The 14,347-nt window shown below is 71.2% G+C and carries 15 protein-coding genes and 1 pseudogene; 6 read left to right on the top strand and 10 right to left on the bottom strand.

Translation table 11 applies throughout. The features are described 5' to 3' along the window. Positions 1-11: 11 nt before the first annotated feature. Positions 12-1,379 (bottom strand): NsdA family TPR-like regulatory protein, encoded by a 1,368-nt coding sequence (locus tag AC2CHE_RS07505; RefSeq protein ID WP_484504160.1) that lies wholly within the window; start codon positions 1,377-1,379, stop codon positions 12-14. 140 nt (positions 1,380-1,519) lie between these two features. Between AC2CHE_RS07505 and AC2CHE_RS07500 the strand changes: the two genes are divergently transcribed. Genes AC2CHE_RS07500 through AC2CHE_RS07490 form a run of 3 tightly spaced genes read left to right on the top strand, consistent with a single transcriptional unit; the run spans position 1,520 to position 3,301 of the window. Further along, positions 1,520-1,657, top strand: coding sequence for a hypothetical protein (locus AC2CHE_RS07500; RefSeq protein WP_281562751.1), 138 nt, complete (start codon positions 1,520-1,522; stop codon positions 1,655-1,657). Continuing rightward, positions 1,654-2,838, top strand: a complete 1,185-nt coding sequence (locus tag AC2CHE_RS07495; protein ID WP_484504159.1) for a helix-turn-helix domain-containing protein — start codon at positions 1,654-1,656, stop codon at positions 2,836-2,838. Before AC2CHE_RS07500 ends, AC2CHE_RS07495 begins: the two co-directional genes overlap by 4 nt. Before the next feature lie 31 nt (positions 2,839-2,869). Continuing rightward, positions 2,870-3,301, top strand: coding sequence for a hypothetical protein (locus AC2CHE_RS07490; protein ID WP_484504158.1), 432 nt, complete (start codon positions 2,870-2,872; stop codon positions 3,299-3,301). A gap of 250 nt (positions 3,302-3,551) precedes the next feature. Here the strand turns inward: AC2CHE_RS07490 and AC2CHE_RS07485 are convergent, their stop codons facing one another. Further along, positions 3,552-4,127, bottom strand: a complete 576-nt coding sequence (locus tag AC2CHE_RS07485) for a dihydrofolate reductase family protein (protein ID WP_484504157.1) — start codon at positions 4,125-4,127, stop codon at positions 3,552-3,554. A 120-nt stretch (positions 4,128-4,247) separates the two neighbouring features. Next, positions 4,248-5,624 carry a type VII secretion protein EccB gene (gene eccB, locus AC2CHE_RS07480; protein WP_484504156.1) on the bottom strand — a complete coding sequence of 459 codons (1,377 nt, stop codon included), beginning with the start codon at positions 5,622-5,624 and terminating at the stop codon, positions 4,248-4,250. 111 nt (positions 5,625-5,735) lie between these two features. Between eccB and AC2CHE_RS07475 the strand changes: the two genes are divergently transcribed. Both AC2CHE_RS07475 and AC2CHE_RS07470 read left to right on the top strand, forming a co-directional pair. Beyond that, positions 5,736-6,455, top strand: a complete 720-nt coding sequence (locus AC2CHE_RS07475; protein ID WP_484504155.1) for a polyamine aminopropyltransferase — start codon at positions 5,736-5,738, stop codon at positions 6,453-6,455. A 27-nt stretch (positions 6,456-6,482) separates the two neighbouring features. Further along, positions 6,483-6,734 carry a hypothetical protein gene (locus AC2CHE_RS07470; protein ID WP_484504240.1) on the top strand — a complete coding sequence of 84 codons (252 nt, stop codon included), beginning with the start codon at positions 6,483-6,485 and terminating at the stop codon, positions 6,732-6,734. A gap of 124 nt (positions 6,735-6,858) precedes the next feature. Here AC2CHE_RS07470 and AC2CHE_RS07465 read toward each other — a convergent pair whose 3' ends face one another. Together AC2CHE_RS07465 and AC2CHE_RS07460 are read right to left on the bottom strand one after the other, a co-directional pair. Next, positions 6,859-8,016, bottom strand: coding sequence for a fatty acid desaturase family protein (locus AC2CHE_RS07465; RefSeq protein ID WP_484504154.1), 1,158 nt, complete (start codon positions 8,014-8,016; stop codon positions 6,859-6,861). Between the two features lie 16 nt (positions 8,017-8,032). After that, positions 8,033-9,127, bottom strand: coding sequence for a ferredoxin reductase (locus tag AC2CHE_RS07460; protein ID WP_484504153.1), 1,095 nt, complete (start codon positions 9,125-9,127; stop codon positions 8,033-8,035). A gap of 84 nt (positions 9,128-9,211) precedes the next feature. Here AC2CHE_RS07460 and AC2CHE_RS07455 point away from each other — a divergent pair, with 84 nt between their 5' ends. Continuing rightward, positions 9,212-10,477 carry a PucR family transcriptional regulator gene (locus AC2CHE_RS07455; RefSeq protein ID WP_484504152.1) on the top strand — a complete coding sequence of 422 codons (1,266 nt, stop codon included), beginning with the start codon at positions 9,212-9,214 and terminating at the stop codon, positions 10,475-10,477. 22 nt (positions 10,478-10,499) lie between these two features. Here the strand turns inward: AC2CHE_RS07455 and AC2CHE_RS07450 are convergent, their stop codons facing one another. The 5 genes and pseudogenes from AC2CHE_RS07450 to AC2CHE_RS07430 form a co-directional block, all read right to left on the bottom strand. Beyond that, positions 10,500-12,074, bottom strand: coding sequence for a Na+/H+ antiporter (locus AC2CHE_RS07450; RefSeq protein ID WP_484504151.1), 1,575 nt, complete (start codon positions 12,072-12,074; stop codon positions 10,500-10,502). 83 nt (positions 12,075-12,157) lie between these two features. Beyond that, entirely contained in the window at positions 12,158-12,946 is a 789-nt protein-coding gene (locus AC2CHE_RS07445) for an IclR family transcriptional regulator (protein ID WP_484504150.1), read from the bottom strand. Next, the gene (pcaC, locus tag AC2CHE_RS07440; RefSeq protein WP_484504149.1) at positions 12,943-13,323 is read right to left on the bottom strand and encodes a 4-carboxymuconolactone decarboxylase; all 381 of its coding nucleotides are present in this window, start codon (positions 13,321-13,323) and stop codon (positions 12,943-12,945) included. The genes AC2CHE_RS07445 and pcaC overlap by 4 nt, the downstream gene beginning before the upstream one ends. Continuing rightward, positions 13,323-14,102, bottom strand: coding sequence for a 3-oxoadipate enol-lactonase (gene pcaD / locus AC2CHE_RS07435; RefSeq protein WP_484504148.1), 780 nt, complete (start codon positions 14,100-14,102; stop codon positions 13,323-13,325). The genes pcaC and pcaD overlap by 1 nt, the downstream gene beginning before the upstream one ends. Next, positions 14,099-14,347 (bottom strand): annotated as a pseudogene (locus AC2CHE_RS07430) (hypothetical protein); the annotation flags it as partial. The gene pcaD and the pseudogene AC2CHE_RS07430, both read right to left, overlap by 4 nt.

The following is a 14,347-nucleotide window of genomic DNA, read 5'->3' as shown; positions in this document are numbered from 1 at the left end:
CGTATGCAGGGTCACGCGGAGATGAGTTCCCTGGCGTCCAGACAGAAGCGACGGACGGCGGGGGTACGCCGATAGGGAGCGAGAGCGCCGACCAGATTGCGTACGTGTTTGGTGCACCTGGCGGAGGTGACCTGACCGGTGAGCGTCCGGACGGCCCGCTCGCCAAGAGCCAGTGCCCTGTCAAGGTCAGGCTGCGCCTGCCGCACGTAGGTGGTGGCGAGCAGAGCGTTGCGCAGGGCGGCCTCCCGGCTGTACTCGCTGCTCTGTAGCCGCAGCGCTGCTCGCAGGTGCTCCCGTGCACGGGACCAGTGTTCGAGCTTGACATAGCAGTATCCGGCCTGGGCGTGAGCCTGCGCCTCGTTGATCCAGTAGGACCAGTCCGGGTCGCCGTACTCCGGTGGGCTGTCCGTCAGCCGGTCGAAGGCGCTGTCGAGCGCCCGGCGGGTGTCGGTCACCGACTGGTTGTTGGCGTACGCCTCCGCAGCCCTCAGGTCGAGAATCGTGGATACCTTCGGGCTCGATTGCGGATAGCTCGCTCGCGCGGTCTCGGCAAGAGTGATGGCCTGACGGAGTTGACCGAGGTCTTTGGCCTGGCAGGACATGAACCCGAGGATGTTTGCCCCGAGGCCGCGGTCGCCGGCCGTATGGGCCTGGTAAAGCCCGGCGATCCAGAAACGCTGGGCCTGGCTGTGATGGCCACCGTCGAACGAGAGCCAACCAGCAAGCCGCAGCAGTTCCCCAGCGGTGGAGTGGAGGCGTCGGCCGACGCTGTCGGTGTAGCTGCGATCGCGCAGCACATCGACCACCGTGCTCAGATGCTGGCGGACCATGCCGAGGGTCTGGCCGCTGCCGAGATGATCGTCCATGCGACGGAGGCTGGCGGTCACCGTGTCCAGGTGGTCGACAACCTCGCCGGAGATCGGTCGGCCTCTGGACGACGCCACTGCTCGCGGAGGTTGGGAGATCAGCCATTCGTGCGCAGGTGAGGTCAGTGCGGAACCGAGCAGAGTGAGAAACATCCGTCGGTGCATCATCCCCTCAGGTTCGTTCACCACCTCGGCAGCCCGCAAGGCCCCGGCTGGGCACCAGGGCAGTTCCAGACCAGCCGAGGCGGGTACCGCCTCGAAACCGTCATCGGGCCAGCCCAGCTCATCACGAGTAATCGTCCGTTGCAACTGCTCGGACAGCAGGGCGGCGGTCAGCGAGGGCCAGGGGTTACGAGGCGCGTCGCCCTTCTTCCACTTGTACGGAGTCTTGACATGCAACCGCTCCGTGCGGCCATGCCGTTCGGCGCACTCATTCAGACGTCGGGCGAGTTGTTCGGGCTGCCAGCCCACCTCGGCCAGCAGCCGGGTGATCACCTCTCCGCTGGATACCACGCCTCACCCCTCACCTGCGACGGTCGTCACACGGAGAGTAACGGAGAGGTGCGGACGAAAGCGCCCTCGCCACCGGTCCGCACCGGTAGGCACCACGCGCACCTCCTCACATGACTGTCGCGACTGGCTGAACTGACCACATGAGAGTGGCGATGATGGTGCTCGGTGGCGTACTGCTGGGGTTTCTCGCCGGGCTGTTCGCGTTCAAGGTGAAGGCGCGGTGGTGCCCGCGCTGCGGAGCGTCCACGGAGGCCATCGGTCCGGCGGCGCGGCGATGACCGGCGGTGGCCGGCAGGAGCTGCCGATCGGGCGGCGCATCGCGCAGCTACGGGTCCGCCGTGGGATGAGTCAGCAGGTCTTCGCCGACCGGATCGGCAAGTCGAAGAGCTGGGTCGACAAGATCGAACGGGGTGCCCGCCGGCTCGACCGGCTGTCGGTGATCGAGACGGTCGCCGGGGCGCTCGGGGTCGCCACCGGCGTGCTGGTCGGCCGGGACGGCCCGCAGCCGACGGTCACCGAGATGAGCGTCGCCGTGGAACGGGTGCGCGAAGCCCTGGCCCGGTACGAACCGGCCACCGGCTGCGTCGCCTCGGCAGGCCTACACCGTCAGGTCGAATACGCGCTCGCCGCGTACCGGCACGCCCAGTATCCGCAGCTGCTCCGGATCCTGCCCGACCTGCTTGCCGACGCGCGACCCGCCTCCGGCGTCGGCATGCCGGTGTCCACTGGCGACCTGCTGGTACGGGTGTACCGGTTGGCCGCGCAGGTCCTGGTCAAACTCGGTGAACCCGACCTGGCCTGGCTGGCCGCCGACCGCGCGATGACCGCTGCCGGCGACGACCCGCGGCGTACCGCGATCGCGGTGGTCGGCCTGGCGCAGGCGCTGCGTGCCGTGCGGCGCGGCCGGCTGGCGCTGGCCGTCACCCGTACCGCCCTGCACCGGCTCGACCCGACGCCCTCCCCCACCAGCCCACCGGAGGACCTCGCCCTCACCGGCACTCTGCTCGTCGAAGCCGCCCTCGCCGCCGCCACCTGCGGCGACGCCACCACCGCCGGCAACCTGACCGATCAGGCCGCCTGCCTCGCCCACCGGCACGGCCGCAGTGGTGGGTTCGGGCCGACTGTGGTTGACCTCGCCCGCGCCCTGATCGCCACCGGCCTCGGTGACAACGGCCTCGCCATCGCCACCCACAAACTCGCCGTCAGCACCGATGCCTGGCATCGGCTGCCTGCCGAACACCGCGCCGGTCACCTGATCGACATCACCCGAGCCCACCTTGCCCTTGGCGACCCTCAGGCCGCCGGACGCGCCCTGATCGCCGCCGACCGCATCGCCCCCGCTGAAGCACGCGTGCGGCCCGCCGGACGCGCCGCGCTCGCTGCCGTGCTTCGCGCGGGCAACTCCCCAGCCGACGTCACCCGGCTCGCCACGCTCGTCGGCCTGACCCGACAGGCGTGACCCGCGAACCGCCCTACCCAACGAATGAGGCATGGTGCACGAACAGCCGTACAGCGATCTCATCCGGGCCATGGCTCGGGCCGACTGGGACACCGCCGACGCACTGTGCGACGAGATCCGCCGAAGCGGCCAGGCCGGCGCCCCCTACGTCATCGGAGCCGCGTTCGCCCTGGCCGTCAACCGGCAGTTCGCCCCCGACGCGACGCCCACCGACGTCGCGGCCTGGGTGTCGACGATCCGTGCCCGTTACCCAGACGGGGGCACCCCGCCGGCCCTCGACATGGAGGGTCTCGCCCGCGCTGCCCTCGGCGAGCCGGAGCTGGTCGACACCATGCCCGCCGAAACCGTGCTCGACGCCGAGATCTTCGTCCTCGTCCAGATACTCCTCGACAAGAACCTGACCGACGCCGAGCTGGACGAGTTTCTCGCCGAGGCGGAGGACGTCGCGGCCGAGTACCAGTAGGCAACCGTCAGCCCGGCAAGCAGCGCCCCGGAACCTCGCCTTCGGCGTCGGCACAACGACCACGGCGGGCCTGCTCGTGGAGCGTCTCCCATGCCAAGGTGGTCGACCCCGAGGACGTCGGTTACCTGCTGACGCAGGTCGTCGGCTCGTTGGGTACATCTGTTGTCGTCGGAGCGACAACAGATGTACCCACCTCGGTTCGACGGTCACGCGGGACGGATCGGCACCACCGGCGGGTCCGGTCGACCGGTCAGCGGACGACGTCGTAGACCAGCTTCTGGATGCCGTTGGAGTAGGACTCGCTCTCGACGAGCTTGAGGTTCTGCTTGTCCCGGTCGGTGTCGGAGAACAGCCGCTTGCCCGCGCCGAGCAGCACCGGGAAGACCAGCAGGTGGTAGCGGTCGATCAGGCCGGCGTCGGAGAGGTTGCGGTGCAGCGTGGCGCTGCCGTGGATGCTGATCGGGCCGCCCTCGGTCTGCTTGAGCGCGGCGACGTCGTCGAGCGAACGGAGAATGACGGTCTCCCCCCAGTTGGACACCAGGTCCTGCTCCTTGAGGCTCGTCGACACGACGTACTTCGGCATCGCGTTGTAGCCGGCGAACTCCTCGGTCATCTTCGGCCACACCGGCGCGAACGCCTGGTAGCTGACCCGGCCCAGCATCATCGCGGTGGCCTCGTCCTGCTCACGGCCCTTGATCTCGTAGGCCGCCTCGTCGAACGCGATGTCGTTGAAGGTCCAGCCCGAGTTGCGGTAGCCCGGTTCTCCGCCGGGGGCCTCGACGACGCCGTCGAGCGAGACGAACGCGGTGGCGATCAGGGTACGCATCTGGTTGCTCCTTGAGGTTGGTCTGACGTGCCGTCGTCAGTGCGACGAGCGAGAGTCTCCGGATTCGACAACCCGCGCCAAGAAATTTCCTACCACTTACGCGGCGCGTGTCCGAGCACGTCAGGCGGGGGCGGCGCGCTGGCGGGCCGCGCCCGGGTCGAGCGGCGCGCCGGCGGGTACGAGGCTGACCACGCCGGCGGGCAGCCGGACGGGTCGCACGTCCGCGTAGCCGAGCATGCCGGTCACCTCGGGGCCGGCGAGCGCGTACCGGCGGCCGAGGTCGGTCACCACGGAGATCGCGCCGCCGGTGGCACCCGGCGTGGCGACCGATTCGACGAGCGCGCCCCGCCCCGGCTCCACCAGCACATGGTCGGCGGTCGTCGAGTCGGCCGGCTGTTCCGGGCCGGAGGCCGGCACCGGCAGTTCCACACCCCGCCGCACCTCGACCGCGCCGGTGTCATCAGCCACTCGCACGCAGATCGTCGCCGGGTCCGGCGTGGCCAGCCGGGGCGGAGCAACCGGCGGCGCGTCGGGACCGGCGGGGACGAGGTCGGGCAACTGTGGCAGGGCGGCGAACCGGCCGAGGCTGATCTGCTCCGGCTTTCGCTGACCGGTGCGGGCGAGCAGCAGACCGGCCTGTAGCTCGGTGATGCCGGCGAGCCCGTCACGCAGCACCACCGCGTACTGCCGCCCGCCGCCGGAGTTGCTCACCACCAGCACGTCACCGATCCGGGCGTCGGCGACCCGGGTGGACCGCCGGCCCAGGTCGGGCGGGTCCAGTGGGGCCAGGTCGAGACCGGCCGGCACGGAGTTGAGCAGCGCGGCGGCCACCGGCACCGACCGGGAACGGGTGGTCACCAGCGCGGCCAGCACCCGGTCGGTGTCCCGGATCAGGTGTCGCTGCTGCTGCGAGAGCAGGTGCAGCCGGCCGTCGGGAGCACGCAGCAGCAGCGCGTCCCGGCCCAGCGGCCGGCCGCCGGTGCCGCCGGCGCCCACCAGCAGCACCGAGCGTGCCGCCGCTGCGGGCTCGGTCGGGGGCACCGAACAGACCGTCCACGGTGCGGTGGCCAGCCGGGCCGCCGTGGGCAGCGAATCGGGAGCGTCGCGGATGCCCAACGGCAACCCCCTCGGCACCCCGTCGATCGACCGCCGGGACACCAGAACGGTCTTCGGCCGCTGCGTATCGATGATGAGCAGCGCGGAGGCGTAGTTGAGCACCGGATGCAGCTTTTCCTCCCGGTAGACGAACCGGGCGCCGGACTCCTTCTCCACGATGACCACACCGGCGTCGCGCCACTTCGCGCCGCCGCCGGTGAAGAGGCCGTACAGGGCGGCGGCCCCCAACCCGATGACCGCCACCAGGACGCCGGCCATCCCGGCTCCGGCGAGCCGACGCATCGGGGACTGCGCCGGATCGGTCTCCCGCGTCACCAGCGCGGCCACCGTCCGCTGGACGGTGAACTGGTACGAGTGCAGCTGATCCTGCCGCGACGGCATCGCTTTCCCTCCGGCGAGACGAACGGGGCACAGGATATGCGCTGCGTCGATGTCTCGGGGACCGGGCGTCACGCTGCCCGCGGCAGCTCACCGGCCGGTAACATGCCGGCGGTGAGCGTACGTTTCGAGGAACTGGCCTGGCGTCCGACACCGATTGGCGAGATCAGTCTGCGGCGGCGTCGCGATCCTCGGCTCGACGTGGAGGTGTACGAGGTCAAGCTCGACGACGAGTTCCTGATGTCGAGCCTGTTCACCGTCGGTGAGGTCGAGCTGGCCCGGTTGGGGTTGGCGGCGCTGGCCGGTGACCGTCTCGACGTCGTCGTCGGCGGGCTGGGCCTCGGCTACACCGCCCGCACCGCGCTGGCGGACGACCGGGTCGCCTCCCTGCTGGTGGTGGAGGCGGTCGAAGACGTCATCGACTGGCATCGGCGCGGCCTGCTGCCCTTCGCCGCCGGACTGGCCGAGGACCCGCGTACCCGGCTGGTGCGGGCCGATTTCTTCGCCCGGGTGGCCGGTCCGGAGGGCCTCGACCCCGACGACGCCGGGCGTCGTTTCCACGCGGTGCTGCTGGACGTCGACCACTCCCCCCGGCACCCGCTGCACCCGAGCCACGCCGCCTTCTACCGGCCGGACGGGTTGCGCCGGCTGGCACGGCTGCTGCATCCGGGCGGAGTGTTCGCCCTCTGGTCGGACGATCCACCGGACCCGGACTTCGAAGCCGACCTGGCCGCCGTCTTCCCCACCCACCACAGTCACGTGGTGCGGTTCGCCAACCCGCTGACCGGCGGCGCGTCCGCCAACACCGTCTACCTGGGGAAACTTCCTGACTGAATCGGGTCGCTCACCCACACGGACGGCATGATGCGGTCGGAAACGGGTAGCCGGGCCAGCAACCGCGCCCGGACCGGCCGGGCGGCCGGGTGGGAGGTGGAGATGCGTGCCCTGCTCTGGGTCGTCGGCGTCGTCGCCGGGGCGCTGGTCCTGCTCGGGCTGCTTCTGGAAGCGGTCCGCTGGCTGGTCATCATCGGCATCATCGCGCTCGCCGCGGTGATCGTGCTGGCCTTCGTCAAGGGCCGCCAGTCCACCCACAACTACCCCAACCGCCGCTGAGCCTGACCTCCGCCCCCGCAAACGCTCCCCGCTGAGCAACTTCAGGGTCGTTGCAGGGTCAGCGGGACCAGTAGGCAGCAACAACCCTGAAGTTGCACGCCGAGACGAGGTGGCGGCGCGGCGGTCAGGCGGCGACGAGTTCCCGGGTGGGGTGGCTGGTGGAGTCGTCGAGTGGGGTGGCGGGGGCCGCTGGCTGGCGGCGGTTCGGCAGGGCGAGCCGGAAGACCTTCTTCCACGCGGAGAAGACCTGCCGGGGCAGCGAGCCGGTGGTGTACTTCAGCCCGTACCTGTCGAACAGCGCCCGCACCTCCGGCGCGATCTCCTGGTAGCGGTTGCTCGGCAGGTCGGGGAAGAGGTGATGCTCGATCTGGAACGAAAGGTTGCCGGTCATGATGTGCATCAGCCGGCTGCCGCTGATGTTGGCCGAGCCCAGCATCTGCCGCACGTACCACTCCCCCCGGGTCTCCCCCTCGATCGAGGTCTTCTCGAAGGTCTCCACCCCCTCCGGGAAGTGCCCGCACATGATCACCGAGTGGCTCCACAGGTTGCGGACCAGGTTCGCGGTGAAGTTGGCGGCCAGGGTGTGCAGGAACGACGGGCCGGACAACGCCGGGAACAGCAGGTAGTCCTTGAGAAACTGGCGGCGGATCTTCCGGCCGACCGCGCGGACCCGGCGCCGGAACTCGGGGTCCTTGTGCCCCCCGTCCTTCAGCTTGTTACCCAGGTCGAGGTCGTACGCGGCGATGCCGTACTCGAAGAAGCAGGCGTTGAGGAAGTTGTAGAGCGGCTGCCCGAGATGAGCCGGGTGCCAGGGCTGGTCCTCGTCGACCCGCATGATGCCGTAGCCGAGGTCGTTGTCCTTGCCGACCACGTTCGTGAACCGGTGGTGCAGCTCGTTGTGCGACTGCTTCCACTGCTCGGCCGGGGCGACGTGATCCCACTCCCAACTGGTTGAGTGGATCTTCGGGTCGCGCATCCAGTCCCACTGGCCGTGCAGGACGTTGTGCCCGATCTCCATGTTCTCCAGGATCTTCGCCACCGACAGCCCGGCGGTGCCGACGATCCAGGCCGGCGGAAACAGCGAGAACAGCAACACCACCCGGCTGCCGATCTCCAACTTCCGCTGCGTCGAGATCACCTTGCGGATGTACGCGGCGTCCCGTTCGCCCCGGGAGGCGATCACCCGCTCCCGGATGGCGTCGAGTTCCTTGCCGAGGGTCTCGATGTCCTCGGCGGTGAGGTGAGCGATCGGGTTCTCGGCCTTTTTCTGAATCACGGTCACGTCGGTGGGTCTCCGATCAGATCTCGAGTTCGCACGGGCCGGCGGCGGCGGACACACAGGTCTGCACGCGTACGCCGTCGCCCGGCAGGGCGGTGGTGAGTTGGCCGTTACGCAGGTCGCGGACCGCGCCCTGCCGCAGCGGCAGCACGCAGCCGAAGCAGATGCCCATCCGGCAACCCGACGGCATCAGCACGCCGGCGTTCTCGCCGGCGTCGAGCAGCGGGGTGCCGCCCGCCGCCGCCACGGTCACCGACGAGCGGGTGAAGGTGACGGTGCCGCCGTCACCGGCGGTGATCACCGTGGGACGGAACCGCTCGGTGTGCAACCGGGCCGCGTGGCCGCGTGCCGACCAGTGTTCCTCCGCCGCGTCGAGCAGCCCGCGCGGGCCACACGCCCAGGTCTGGCGTTCCAGGTGGTCGGGGACCAGGGTGTCGAGTTCGGCCACCTCCAGCAGGCCCTCGACCGCGGTGTGCCGCTCCACCAGGCGGATGGCGCCGCGTTCGGCGAGGCCGCGCAGCTCAGCGCCGAAGACCACGTCCGCGGCGGTGGGCGCCGAGTGCACCAGCACCACGTCGCTGCCGGCCAGCGCCCCCGAGCGCAGCATCCCGGCCACCGGGGTGATGCCGCTGCCCGCGGTGAGGAACAGCACCCGCGACGGTACGCGCTCCGGCAGCACGAAGTCCCCGCGCGCCTGGTCGAGCTGCACCATCGTGCCCGGCCGGATCCGGCGCACCAGGTGGTTGCTCACCACGCCGTCGGGGATCGCCTTCACCGTCACCGAGATCGGTGCGGTACCCCGGCCGCCGAGGGCCGAGGTGACCGAGTAGGCCCGCCACTGGCGCACCCCGTCGACGTCGACACCGAGCCGGACGTACTGGCCGGGAACGTGGCCGCGCCAGCTGCGGCCGGGTTGGATCAGCAGGGTCGCCGCGTCCGGGGTTTCCGGGTGCACGGCGACGATCCGGCCACGCAGGTCGGCACCGGCACGCAGCGGGGCGACCAGGTCGAGGTAGTCGCCGGGTAGTACCGGCGTGGTCACCGTCTCGACGAGCCGCCACAGACGGCGCCGAAACGATCTCGTCGTGCCCGGTGGTGGAACGGTGGCGGTCATACGACGATGGTCGCGGCACTTTGGCATAAACTCTTGGTCTGCGAAGGTAAAGCGATCCACCCCTTTTGTGCGGAGAGAACAACCGTGGCGGAACCATCCGGAACGACCAATCGGGCGGCCCGCATCGAACTGGACCAGCGGGTGGCCCGAGAACTGCGCGACCGGCTGCCGCTGGTCGCCGGGCAGACCGTCACCGCGATCACGGCCGAGGTGCCCAGCTACTCCGGCACGCTCACCGGACAGATGCGGGACAAGATTGAGAACGCGGTGCAGATCGCGTTGGGCACCTTCCTGCAAATACTCGAACAGTCCCAGGCCGCCGACCGTCCGCAGGTCAACGACCCGAGCACCCCGTTGGTCCCGGCGCTGGAGGCCGCGTACGCCCTGGGCAGCGGCGAGGCCCGATCGGGCCGCAGCGTGGACGCGCTGCTGGCCGCGTACCGGGTGGGTGCCCGGGTCTCCTGGCGGGAGCTGGCCGCCGCCACCGTGGCGACCGGCCTGCCCGCCGCCACGGTGGCCGAGTTCGCCGAGTTGATGTTCGCCTACATCGACGAGCTTTCGGCCGCCAGCGTCGCCGGGCATGCCGACGAGTTGGCCAGCGTGGGCCGGGCCCGGCGGCGGAACCTGGAACGGCTCACCCAGCAGCTACTCGCCGGTGAGGCGGAGGACGTGTTGCTGCGCAGCGCCGCGCGGGCCGACTGGCCGGTGCCACAGACCCTCACCGTGGCGCTGCTGCCGCAGGCGAAGCTGCGCGGGGCGCTCGCCCTGCTGGGCGAACACACCCTGGAGAGCAGCGAGGAACTGCCGGCCGGCGAGCCCGGCGAGGAGACCGCGGTGCTGCTCGTACCGGACATGCACGGTGACCGTCGCCGGCAGCTCGCCCGAGTCTTGCACGGACGTCACGCGGTGCTGGGGCCCGCCCGTCCCTGGGCTCGGGTCTGTTCGTCGTACCGGCGGGTGGTCCGGGTGGTCGCGCTCGATGTCGCCCGACCCACCGAAGGTGAACCTCTGGATACCGAAGCGCACCTGGCCGAGCTGCTGCTCAGCGCCGACGTCGAGGCGCTCGCCGATCTGCGTACCCGGGTCCTGCAACCGCTCGCCGCGCTGCCCGCCGCCACCGCCGAGCGACTCACCGAGACGCTGCGTTCCTGGCTGCTGCACCAGGGACGGCGGGACGACGTCGCCGCCGACCTCTTCGTCCACCCGCAGACCGTGCGTTACCGGATGGGTCAACTGCGCCAACTCTACGGCGACCGGCTCACCGACCCCAGCAGTCTGCTCGACCTCACGGTCGCTCTCGCACTTCCGGCAGGCGGGGGCGGCAGCCGGCCGAGCGGGCTCGCCGGCTGAGCGGCAGCCCGCCGAGCAGCCGTCACTCGGAGGCCATCGGGCCGAGCAGACGGATCTCCTCGACGTCCAGCCGGGCCTGCAACTCCTGCAACACGGTGTCGTCGATCTCCCGCCGGTCGCGCATCCCGGTGATCTCGCGTCGCTTGTGTTCGACGGCGGCCAGGCGCAGTTGGCGCTCGACCTCCCGGTCGGTCAGCGACTCGTCCTCCGGCTCAACCTGCATCGCGTTGAGATGACCCGCGTACTCGGCGCGGAGCCGGTGCAGGATCTCCGCCTCGGCACCCACCCGGTCGGCGAGGTCGGGCAGCGCGTCGAGGGTGGCCTGGGTGGCATTCAGCTGCGCCCGCCGCGACTCCGCGGCCCGTGCCGGATCACCGTGCAGCCCGGCCCAGGTCATCAGGAACGGCAGGGTGGTGCCCTGCACCAGCAAGGTCACCAGGATCACCGTGGCGACGGCGAAGATGATCAGATCCCGTTCCGGCACCGGGCTGCCGTCCTGGGCGGTCAACGGCACGGCGAGCGCCGCCGCCAGCGAGACCGCACCACGGAAACCAGCCCAACCCGCTACGGTACGCGCCCGCCAGTTGACCTGGCGCGCGAGCTGCGACTCACGCCGCTCCACCAGCCGGGCCACGCCGGCGATCAGGTGCAGCCACAGCATCCGCACCGCCACCAGCACCCCGGCCACCACGAGCGCGATCACGACGGCCCGGCCCACGGAGACGCTCGTGACGTTCTGCACCGCACGCGGAATCTGCATGCCGACCAGCACGAAGAGTCCACCGTTGACGAGGAAGGTGGTCAGGTCCCAGAAGGACAGCGCGAGGATTCGGGACCGGGCCCGGATCACCCGGGGACCGGCGTAGGAGAGCATCAGACCGGCGACCACCACCGCGAGCACCCCACTCTCATGGATGCTGTCGGCGAGCAGGAAGGCGGCGAACGGGGTGAGCACACTCAGCGCGCCCTCCCGCAGCGGATCGTCGAGGCGCTTGCGGATCAGGATCACCACCGTGCCGACCACCATGCCGGCGGCGATGCCGCCGAGGAAGGACAGGCCGATCCGCTCGACGAGTTCGAAGGCGTTCGGTGCGGCGCCCCCGCCGAGCAGACCGAGCGCGATGGCGAACAGCACCAGGGCGGTACCGTCGTTGACCAGGCTCTCCGCGCGCAGGGTGGTCAGCAGCCGGCGAGGCATCCGCTTGGCCAGCCCGGCCACCGCCGCGGCGTCGGTCGGGGCGAGCACCGCGCCGAGCACCCAGGCCACCGCCGGGTCGACGCCGAAGCGCTGCACGACCAGCGACACCGCGACCATCGTGACCCCGACCAGGCCGATCGCCAGCAGGGCGATGACCACGATGTTCGCTCTGATCTCCCGCAGGCTGGTGACCAGGCTCTCCCGGTACAGGATCGCCGGCAGGAACAGCAGCAACACCACCTCGGGTGCCAGTACCACGTGCGAGAACGGGGGCAGCAGCGCCACCAGGGCACCCAGGCTGATCAACAGCACCGGCGGGGCGACCCGGTACCGGCCGCCGATGGTGGTGCCGACCAGCACGACGACGCCCAGCGTGATGACCAGCAGCAGCTCGCGCATCTCGCCCCCCGTTCGCCGTCCCCCACATGGTGGTACGCGGACGGGCCGCCCCGGGCCGATTCGCCGTGGCGCACAGACCGGGGTCAGCGACCGGGACCGGCGCTCAGGTCCTCCTCGATGCGCTTGGCGGTGGCCAGCAGCGGTGGCAGCAGCTCCTTGCGGATCATCTCGAACGAGCCGCGGCTGGCATGGGCGGAGACGTTCACCGCGGCCACCACCGAGCCGTTGTCGCCGTGGATCGGCGCGGCCAGCGACCGCAGCCCCTCCTCCAGTTCCTGGTCGACGAGGGCGTACCCCTCGGTGGCGATCCTGGTCAGGATGTCGCGCAGCTTCGCCGGATCGGTCACGGTGCGCCGGGTCAGCGGGCGCAGCTGCGCCGTGGCGAGATAGTCGTCGCGCCATCGGGGCGGCTGCCCGGCGAGCAGCACCCGGCCCATCGACGTGGCGTACGCGGGGAACCGGGTGCCGACACTGATCCCCACCGTCATGATCCGCTTGGTGGGCACCCGGGCGACGTAGACGACCTCGTCACCGTCGAGGACCGACACGGAGCAGGACTCGTGCACCTGCGCCACCAGCGCCTCCATGTGCGGCCGGGACACCTCGGGCAGACTCAGGCTGGACAGGTAGGCGTAGCCGAGGTCGAGGATGCGCGGACGTAACGAGAACAGCCGCCCGTCGGTGCGTACGTAGCCGAGTTCGACCAGGGTGAGCAGGAAGCGGCGGGCGGCGGCCCGGGTCAGCCCGGTGGCCCGGGCCACCTCGCTGAGGGTCAGCTGCGGATGTTCGGCGTCGAAGGCCCGGATCACCGCCAGACCGCGCTCCAGCGACTGGACGAACTCGCCGGGTCGGGCCGACGCCTCGTCGTTCACCGGGCCTCCTGCCGCAGCGTCTCCTGGGCCACCTTGAACGCCCGGTTCGCCGCCGGCACACCAGCGTAGACGGCCACCTGGAGCAGCACCTCCCCCACCTCGTCGGAGGTCAGGCCGTTACGGAGGGCGGCGCGTACGTGCATGGCCAGTTCCTCGTCGTGGTGCAGGGTGGCCAGCACGGCGAGGGTGATGCAGCTGCGGGTACGCCGGTCCAGCCCCTCCCGGGTCCAGATCTCGCCCCACGCGTACCGGGTGATCAGGTCCTGGAAGTCGGTGGTGAACTCGTCGGTGCCGGCGATGGCGCGGTCGACGTGCGCGTCGCCGAGCACCTGCCGGCGTACCGCCATCCCGGCCTCGTGCCGCTGCTGGTCGGTCATCAGCTCACCGCGCCTTCCGGGTCGAGATGGTCCACGAGCAGTCGGGTGACGGCCTCGGGTTGCTCGACGTTGGCCAGGTGCGCCGCGCCGGCGAGCAGCACCGGGCGGGCCGACGGGATCCGCTCGGCGATGGCGGCCGCCTGCTCCGGCGGGGTCGCCGGATCGTCGGCCGCGCCGACCACAAGCGTCGAGGCCCGTATCGTGGCCAGGTCCGGGCGCAGGTCCATCGCGGCGATGGCCGCACAGCAGCCGGCGTACCCGGCGGCGGGCGTGCTGACCAGCATCTTCCGGTAGGCGGCGACGGTGTCCGGATGGGTCGCGGCGAAGGCGGGGGTGAACCAGCGCTCGACGATCGCGTCGGCGATGCCGTCCAGCCGACCGGCACGGACGGCGGCGGCCCGAGCCCGCCAGCCGTCCGCCGGCCCGAGCAGTGCGGAGGTGCACAGCAGGGCGAGGCGGTCGATCCGCTCGGGGGCGTGCGCGGCCAGCCACATGCCGACCATCCCGCCGAGGGAGAGCCCGGCATAGTGGACCCGGGTCACGCCCAGGTCGTCCAGCAGCCGCAGCACCTTCCGGCCGAGCAGGTCGATGGTGTACGGCCCGGCCGGCACCGCCGAACCGCCGTGGCCGAGATGGTCGTAGCGGACCACGCGGTACCGCTCGGCCAGCTTCGCCACCTGCGGCTGCCACATCGCACCGGTGGTACCCAGGGAGCTGCCGAGCAGCAGCACCGGCGCATCCGGCGGGCCGTCGACGGCGTAGTGCAGCGCGCCGGTCACGACTGCGCCTCGCGGTGCGGTCCGGCGGTCACGCTCGGGCCTCGGATCGCCTCGCGGTGCAGGTCGAGGGCGCGGTCGACCAACTGCCCGGCGCTGCCGAGCCAACCGGCCGGGTCGAGGGCGGCGTCGACGTCTGCCTCGGTCAGGTGGGCACGCAGTTCCGCCTCGGCCAGCAGCGCCGCCCGGAAGTCGGGGCGGCCGGCGGCGCGGCGGACCAGGTCGTGGGCGGCGGCGCGGCCCAGGGC

It is taken from the genome of Micromonospora sp. ATLC16 (genome assembly GCF_057196645.1).
The sequence above is the reverse complement of the archived record's forward strand: the minus strand, read 5'-3'. Positions and strand labels throughout refer to the sequence as shown.

Bases quoted from the DNA above. Each gene is read 5' to 3' on its own strand.
- AC2CHE_RS07485 (WP_484504157.1), bottom strand. From the start codon at position 4,127: ATGCGTACCCTGATCGCCACCGCGTTCGTCTCGCTCGACGGCGTCGTC.
- AC2CHE_RS07495 (WP_484504159.1), top strand. From the start codon at position 1,654: ATGACCGGCGGTGGCCGGCAGGAGCTGCCGATCGGGCGGCGCATCGCG.
- pcaC (WP_484504149.1), bottom strand. From the start codon at position 13,323: ATGACCGACCAGCAGCGGCACGAGGCCGGGATGGCGGTACGCCGGCAG.
- AC2CHE_RS07500 (WP_281562751.1), top strand. From the start codon at position 1,520: ATGAGAGTGGCGATGATGGTGCTCGGTGGCGTACTGCTGGGGTTTCTC.
- AC2CHE_RS07450 (WP_484504151.1), bottom strand. From the start codon at position 12,074: ATGCGCGAGCTGCTGCTGGTCATCACGCTGGGCGTCGTCGTGCTGGTC.
- AC2CHE_RS07490 (WP_484504158.1), top strand. From the start codon at position 2,870: ATGGTGCACGAACAGCCGTACAGCGATCTCATCCGGGCCATGGCTCGG.
- eccB (WP_484504156.1), bottom strand. From the start codon at position 5,624: ATGCCGTCGCGGCAGGATCAGCTGCACTCGTACCAGTTCACCGTCCAG.
- AC2CHE_RS07470 (WP_484504240.1), top strand. From the start codon at position 6,483: ATGATGCGGTCGGAAACGGGTAGCCGGGCCAGCAACCGCGCCCGGACC.
- AC2CHE_RS07460 (WP_484504153.1), bottom strand. From the start codon at position 9,127: ATGACCGCCACCGTTCCACCACCGGGCACGACGAGATCGTTTCGGCGC.